The organism is Desulfogranum mediterraneum DSM 13871 (genome assembly GCF_000429965.1).
Taxonomy (GTDB): Bacteria; Desulfobacterota; Desulfobulbia; order Desulfobulbales; family Desulfobulbaceae; genus Desulfogranum; species Desulfogranum mediterraneum.
Genome location: NZ_KE387013.1, coordinates 6417 through 12975 on the forward strand (window position 1 = coordinate 6417; position 6559 = coordinate 12975).

Sequence of the window (6559 nt, forward strand, 5' to 3'; positions counted from 1 at the left end):
CTCTTCCTGGTTGCCTGTTGCTCCGGGATGATGGCTGCTATAACTCCGGGCTGGGTGCTTGGGAACTGGATTCCTGACTGGGTCGGGGGTGACGGTTCGGCTTAAGTTGGGTTCGCTGAGTATCTCCCGGGGTTCCGGTCTGTGCGGAAAGGAACTCATAACAGGTGCTCCAATCTGCTGCGGACGGTCTGGTCGTCGGGCCTGATGGTTAGGGCCAACCGGTACTGCTCGCCAGCTTTGAGGACAAGGCCCTGTTTCCGGTAGAGGTCGCCTAAAATCAGGCGAAAACGGTAGTTATCCGGCAGCTGCTCCACGGCCTGCCGGACGACGGCCAGGGCCTGGTCCGCCATCTTGTGGCGGCGATAAAACCGGTATGGGGTGATAAACCAGGCCGCTGAAACGGTCTCTTCCCGGCCCAGGTAACTCAGGGCCTTGCGATAGGCCAAATCTGCCTGGTCCGGATTATCTTCTTTCACCCACAGGCTGGCATAGGCCAGGTATACCGGGGTGGTGGGCGGCAGGGCCGGCTCCAGGTCCTTAAGCGACAAGCCCTTTTTCCGGAGTATGGAGAGAAACAGGGCGGTTCTGGCTGGAAGCAGCTCCAGGGTCCGGCGCACCGCAGCCAGGCCTTGAGCTGTCCGCTCGGACTCGATCAGAAAGATGCCCTTGGCCCAGTATTTGTCCCCTCCGGTCGGGTCCAGCTGAATGGCTTGATCATAAGCGCGCTCGGCATCATCTCGCCGCCCCTGCTTGGCCAGCTGGCCTCCATAACCCTGGTAATAGAGGGCCGTTGCCGGGCTGAGGCGCATGGCCTGGAGCAGATGACTCTGGGCTGCAGCCGGCTCATCCTTGGCCAGGGCCCAGGAGAGCAGGTGCTGGTACTCGGGGTTCAGCGGATCGAGCCGCCCTGCCCTTTGCAGACGCCTGGTGAAGGCATCCAGTTTATCGGCATCCTGGTAGCCGGGAAACGCGAACATATCCGGGGCAATCCACTGAGCTACGACCTGGCGGCTCTGGATGGTCAGAGAACTCAATAGAAACAGGCTCACCATAGCCACGGCGATGATTTTGGTAACTGAGCTGAGTTCCACCGGCCTGAGTAAAGTGCTTGAGCGAGCGCCTTCCCGGCGCGCATGCACGCTAGCCGCGCCAAACCCAAGCAAAAAGAAAAAATAGAGGCCTACAGCCCCGTTACGACGAAACTGATAATCCACAAAGGCATGCATCAGCAGTGCTGCTGCACCTGCGAGACTGCCCAGGTAGACACTCTTTGACCAGCGGTCGCGGCGCTTCCGATACATGGGATAGGTTGTACGCAGGTATGCCCAGAAAAAAACAGCCAGCAGAGCCATGCCGACAAAGCCATTGTCGGTAACGGTTTCGAGAAAATCGTTATGCGCATTATTGACAAACTTATTCAGGGGCTCGGACTTGTACGCCCCGAAAACAGCCGGAAAGGTCCCTGCCCCTGTGCCTGTAAGCGGATAGTCGCGGACGATGCCCAGACCATCTTTCCAGAACCCTCCCCTGCCACCAAGGGAAATGCCGTCTTCGCCTATGGCCTGACCAAAACGGCTATCCAAGGAGTGCAAGCCCACCCTGCCCAACCCCAAGATGATGAGAAGAACCAAAAAGAGAATGGGTATTATACCTTGCCCCTTGAACCGTCTCCGCATAACAAAGAGCATGACCGTACAACCGCTGAAACCACAGATTATGCCGCCGCGGGAGCGACTGAGCAACAGGGCCACGGCGAGCAGCAGGGAAACCAGGCCGTAACAGAACGCGAGCTGATTTTCCCTCCGGCTGAGCAGGGTTACCAGTCGCCGGCGTATTGGCAGGCCCTGGAGGTTGACCGGACGCCAGTAATAGAGAAAGAGGGCCACGGCCAGAGGGAGCAGCATGGCTGCATAGCCACCAAAATGATTTTTATAGGCAAAGGGCCCAAAAAAACCAGTGGTTGGTGGTGAAAGTTCACGTACCCACCAGACACGGCTGGTGCCGGCATAATGTTGAATGATGGCAACAAAGGCTATGACCGCTGAAGTTGCCAGGACCAGTTGGACAGCAGTGCACAGCTTTTTTTTATCATCAAGAAACTCTATAACCAGGACATAGATGGTAATGTATGAGGCGTAGCGGAAAAATTCGCTGAGGGTTGCATGGGGAACGGTTGACAGGGGGATAAACCATGGGGCTTCGGCGGCATCGAGGACCGGTTGATACATCAAGGCGGTGTGTGGGGAAAGCAACTTGACCAGCCCCAAGGGCAGTGGGAGAAGCTGCAGCAGGCAGAGCCCGAGGAAGAGGAGCAGCGGCACAAGCCCGGGTACATGATAATACGGGACTTTCCGCCGAAGGAGTAGAACTAGAAAAATCAGCAACGAAGAGGTGCAGGCCAGCTGGATGCCGACCTGCACTGAAAAGTCAACGCTACCAAAAACAAGAGGCGCACCTACCAGGGCCAAGAAGAAGAGAAAATACTGTATGGTCATAGCTGAGGTAGGTGGACTCTAGGGGATAAATTCAGACAATGAAGTATACAAGAGCTTTACAATATATCAGTCGTCTGAAGTTTCGATCAATCCCCTTGTCTTGCAGGTTTGGGGCAGATTTGACCTGCGTAACAAATTTCAGTTTCTCCGCTAACCATGGCGCCGCCATGCTTTACCGTTACCGTTACCGTACCCTTATGATAGCAAGCTCCTAAACCATCTATTTGGACACAATCATCAGCAGCCAAGGCAGAGTTAGCTCCAAAGGTACCGATGGTCAAAATAGCCAGCCAAAACAAGATACCTTTTAAGCTTACCATTGAATGTATCCCCTGCTCTCTATTCAAGCGTTCTTTATTTTCCGACGCCTGTCCAAGCCGGCCAGGCCGAGCAGGCCAAGCCCAAAGAGCAGCGAGGTTGCCGGTTCCGGAACTGGTGCATTTTCGGCGGTCAGCGTCATGTTGGTCTGGTAATCGGCCTTGCGGTGGGACTCTTCATCCACAAACATGCCTCCCACCCAGAAACAGAGGGTCCCGACCTTGTTGCGGTACCAGCCGCTGAAGTCGTCGGCCAGGTCCAAGGTGATGGAGAAGCGGAAAGATTCCGGATCGTTGAAGTTGATGCCGTTGGCATAGGCCTCTTCCGCGGTTCCGGTGGAGGCATAGGTGGGCACGTCCTGTCCCAGGGTGCCGTCGTTTGAATCGAGCAGCGAGATCCAGTTGCTGTTGCCCACCCTGCCGCTGAAGGCCCAGGAGGTAACATTGAACTCCTCGCCCCAGCCGGTGGCCTCGGCAGTCTCATCGCCTACCGTGAGGTCGCCCAGACCCCAGAGGTTGAACGAGGTCAGGCGCCAGTCCTGGGCCTTGGCCGGATCTAAAAAATTCCGTTCAAAGGAGCGTCGGTCGTCGCCGGAGGTATAGCTGGTATAGACCTTGCCGTCGACGCTTGCCCGCGAGGCACCGTTATACATGTCGGCCTGCACCGGGGTGCTGCCACCGGTTCCATCAAGGACGCCCTGGGTGTAGAGGATATCCGCACCGGTAAAATGAAAGGTATACGAGTCTGCCTGGGCAGAGGCCGCGACCAGGGTCAGGCTCGCTGCCGTGAAGGCACAGCCTATGAGTAGCTTTTTCATGGTATTATTCCCTTGAGCACCTGTTATCCGATAGGGGGTGAAACATCTTTTCCCAGGACTGCCTGCCAAACAGCTCTGGAACATGCCGGACAAATCTTACTTGCGCTTACCTGCGTATACTGCCTGCGTTACGAACGATATTGCATACCAGCGCCATCTTAAAGGAACAGCCAGGGAAAACAATCGCCCTTCCTCTGTATTTTCGACACCCCCTGTCCCGTACCATTACCTAGTCCCCTGCTAGTACCTTTTACCTGACAGGATGGTCCCAGCCAGGATCGTCAGGGTCGCCGGCCCCCTTATCGCCGTCCTTATCCAGGTTTTTAGCTGCCCAGAGGATCGCCTGCACCCGGTTGGAGACATCGATTTTTTTATAGATATTGCTGATATGGGTTTTGACGGTGCTGGGACTGATAAAGAGGCTGCTGGAGATAGCGAGATTGCTCATCCCGGCGGCTATCAGACCGACTATCTCCTGTTCACGGCTGGTAAGGGCATGGCTGGGGTGGGATGGAGTGATGGCGGTCCGCTCCAGCACAGGGTAGCCATGGCGAACCGACTTGAGCGACTCGACCAGGAGTTTTCGGGAGAGCCAGTAGTCGCCGCCGAGTATGGTTACCACGGCCTTTTTGATCATCTCTATGGAGTCATCGCGGTAGAGCACGCCATGGATATTATAGTGGATCAGCTCCTCAAAGATAGTGGTTGCATGACTCACGTTGATGAAAACGATACCCGGGGCATTGCCGTTCACCCCGAAGACGTGGGACATTCTGCTGCAATGCTCGGCCGGGTCGGTCTGGTTGCAATCACAGATGACCAGGTCTTCCTGCCCCAGGATGATGCCGTCGATCTGGCTGTGGTCGGTTGTGCAGCTGATCGGAATCGGCGCAACCTGTTGAATTTGGTCTCCCATCAACTGACTGGTGAATTGATTGGGCCCCACAATATATATTTTGCTGTATGCCATACCCTGAACAAAGCCCCTAATAACAAAAAAGTAATTGAGCCAAGGATTCTTTTTCTACGGACTGTTTTATAACAAAATACGGGTAGTTGATCAAATCCAGCCAGCGACGACCTGTTTCAGTATTACGGAAGACCCGATCCGAGCAAACTTTCCTTCTCCAAGAAGGGCTCCGAGGGATCTCATTAAATCGAAAGGTACTACACCGTGGCTGGCACCTTACAATTATGTGAAGTTAGGGCAGGCAAAGAGGTGAATTTAACGAAGAATTTTCTAAAAAAAGAGACAGTTGGCTGAGGGAGGAGACTGGGACAGCAAGAGAGGGGACGAAGAAAACAACCCTGGAAGAGGGGCTTAGGGGGTACTAGCCGTCGTCACCCTCCCGGATCTTTCACATGTCTCCCTTGAGAGACATGTACTGCTCCAGCAGATCTGCGTCGCCCTCCAGCTCCTGGAAAGACAATCTGCGGGCGAAGCGATAGGCAGGTACGGAGCGCGCCACAAGGGCGCACTGCTGAAAATGGGCCTGCTCGCCGCTCTGCTGGAGCAGCCGGGTGGGCATGGTGTAGCGGATGCTTTGGATCATGGTTTCCCGGGCTGAGAGTCGTTCCAGGGCGCGTTCCTCGCCGACTTCGAGAAAGCAGATGGCCCCCAGGGGGAACGCTGGGGCCACGCCCCTTTCCCGGTCGCCCTGACCGCACTCTCCGCTCTGCCTGCCGCGGTCGCCCTGGCCGCATTCTCCGCAAACGGGCAGGTAGGCCTTGCTCTCTCCCTCCTGTACGGCCAGCAACTCACAGCTATCCAGCTGCAGGCGCGCGGCAAGCTCGGGCGAAATCTTGAGCAGAGGAAAACCGGGATAAACAGAGATGGACCGGGTGGGTGCCTGGATATCCAGGGCAACGACATCGTCGGAGAGGAAGCCATATCCCCGCTGCTGGAGGACCGCTGCAAGGGTGGATTTGCCGGCACCGGAGTCACCCACCAGGGCAACGGCCCCGTGGGTCCGATGGGCCACGCAGCTCCCGTGGTAGACGAGCAGACCGCGCAGGTAGAGCAGCACCGCAAACACGACTCCGCTGAGATAGAGCTCGATGGTGCGCGAGGTGGCCTGCTCTGCCGGGATGATGGTCACCTGGCGGCCTGCGCAGATCCGGTACTCCCCTACCCCGCTGAAGTAGAGGATGGCATCCTCTTTATCGATCCGAAAGGAGTGGTTTGCCCCCTGGTAGAGAGGAAAATCCGGGCGCGCTCTTTCGGCTCGGATCCTGATCTCGTAGTTCTCCAGGGGCTGGAGTGAGACAAACTCCATCACCGGGATATCCGAGCAGATCGACAGACCAAAGGCCGCGTAAAAATACCTGCCTGGTTTCATGGGAGGGTGGGCAAAAAAAAGAGGGCAACCGTAATAGGACGGCAGCCCTCCTGGGAAGGCGGGTTACAGACTGGGATGGTGACCGCCGGGCTCTAAGCCGTGGCCGTCGTTGGCGCCGTACCCTTTGAGGGTGATCTTCTCGACGCTGCCGTATCTGGTGAGCTTGGGCTGGGCCCAAACCTTTTTTTCCTGCTGTGCTTCCTGGGTCTTGTTCTTCATGGTGGGAATGCCTCCGACTATTTGAATCTCGATAAGGATATAGTTTGGGGCAGGATAACATCAAGTAAGGTGGCAGTAATGGATATCAACCATAAAGCGGAATGCTTTTCAAGGTTTTTCTGATGGGTTGACACACTCCGCGCTCTGCGCAGCAACACGATTCCTCAGCCAGGCGAGGGAAACTGTGCCATGGGATGGACCAAGATATTCCCGGATATATCTTGTTACCCTGAAGTTTTGTGCCCCTGATGGCCCAGCCCCCACCGCACCCGTCATTCCCGCGAAGGCGGGAATCCACTCTCCGAGGGTAGAGGCAGCATCCAGGTTTCAAGGAACTCCCGGGGAATCACCTGAGGCCGTACGGTGCAGAA

6 protein-coding genes are annotated in these 6559 nt (G+C 56.2%); all 6 read right to left on the reverse strand.

What is annotated here, in order from left to right; translation table 11 throughout:
• Positions 1-155 precede the first annotated feature (155 nt).
• The 6 genes from G494_RS0121180 to G494_RS27110 all read right to left on the reverse strand — a co-directional run bounded on the left by G494_RS0121180 (position 156) and on the right by G494_RS27110 (position 6188).
• Entirely contained in the window at positions 156-2252 is a 2097-nt protein-coding gene (locus tag G494_RS0121180) for an O-antigen ligase family protein (protein WP_161630030.1), read from the reverse strand.
• A gap of 329 nt (positions 2253-2581) precedes the next feature.
• Positions 2582-2815 carry a hypothetical protein gene (locus G494_RS27100; RefSeq protein ID WP_153305988.1) on the reverse strand — a complete coding sequence of 78 codons (234 nt, stop codon included), beginning with the start codon at positions 2813-2815 and terminating at the stop codon, positions 2582-2584.
• Positions 2816-2838: 23 nt separating this feature from the next.
• Positions 2839-3630 carry a PEP-CTERM sorting domain-containing protein gene (locus G494_RS27505; RefSeq protein ID WP_028586114.1) on the reverse strand — a complete coding sequence of 264 codons (792 nt, stop codon included), beginning with the start codon at positions 3628-3630 and terminating at the stop codon, positions 2839-2841.
• Between the two features lie 250 nt (positions 3631-3880).
• A complete protein-coding gene (locus tag G494_RS25915; RefSeq protein WP_161630031.1) occupies positions 3881-4546 on the reverse strand; it encodes a response regulator transcription factor in 666 nt (221 codons plus the stop codon).
• Between the two features lie 442 nt (positions 4547-4988).
• Entirely contained in the window at positions 4989-5969 is a 981-nt protein-coding gene (locus tag G494_RS0121195) for a phosphoenolpyruvate carboxykinase (ATP) (protein WP_028586115.1), read from the reverse strand.
• Positions 5970-6032: 63 nt separating this feature from the next.
• Positions 6033-6188, reverse strand: coding sequence for a hypothetical protein (locus G494_RS27110; protein ID WP_153305989.1), 156 nt, complete (start codon positions 6186-6188; stop codon positions 6033-6035).
• Positions 6189-6559 lie beyond the last annotated feature (371 nt).

Bases quoted from the DNA above. Each gene is read 5' to 3' on its own strand.
- G494_RS27505 (WP_028586114.1), bottom strand. From the start codon at position 3,630: ATGAAAAAGCTACTCATAGGCTGTGCCTTCACGGCAGCGAGCCTGACC.
- G494_RS25915 (WP_161630031.1), bottom strand. From the start codon at position 4,546: ATGGGAGACCAAATTCAACAGGTTGCGCCGATTCCGATCAGCTGCACA.
- G494_RS0121195 (WP_028586115.1), bottom strand. From the start codon at position 5,969: ATGAAACCAGGCAGGTATTTTTACGCGGCCTTTGGTCTGTCGATCTGC.
- G494_RS27100 (WP_153305988.1), bottom strand. From the start codon at position 2,815: ATGGTAAGCTTAAAAGGTATCTTGTTTTGGCTGGCTATTTTGACCATC.
- G494_RS27110 (WP_153305989.1), bottom strand. From the start codon at position 6,188: ATGAAGAACAAGACCCAGGAAGCACAGCAGGAAAAAAAGGTTTGGGCC.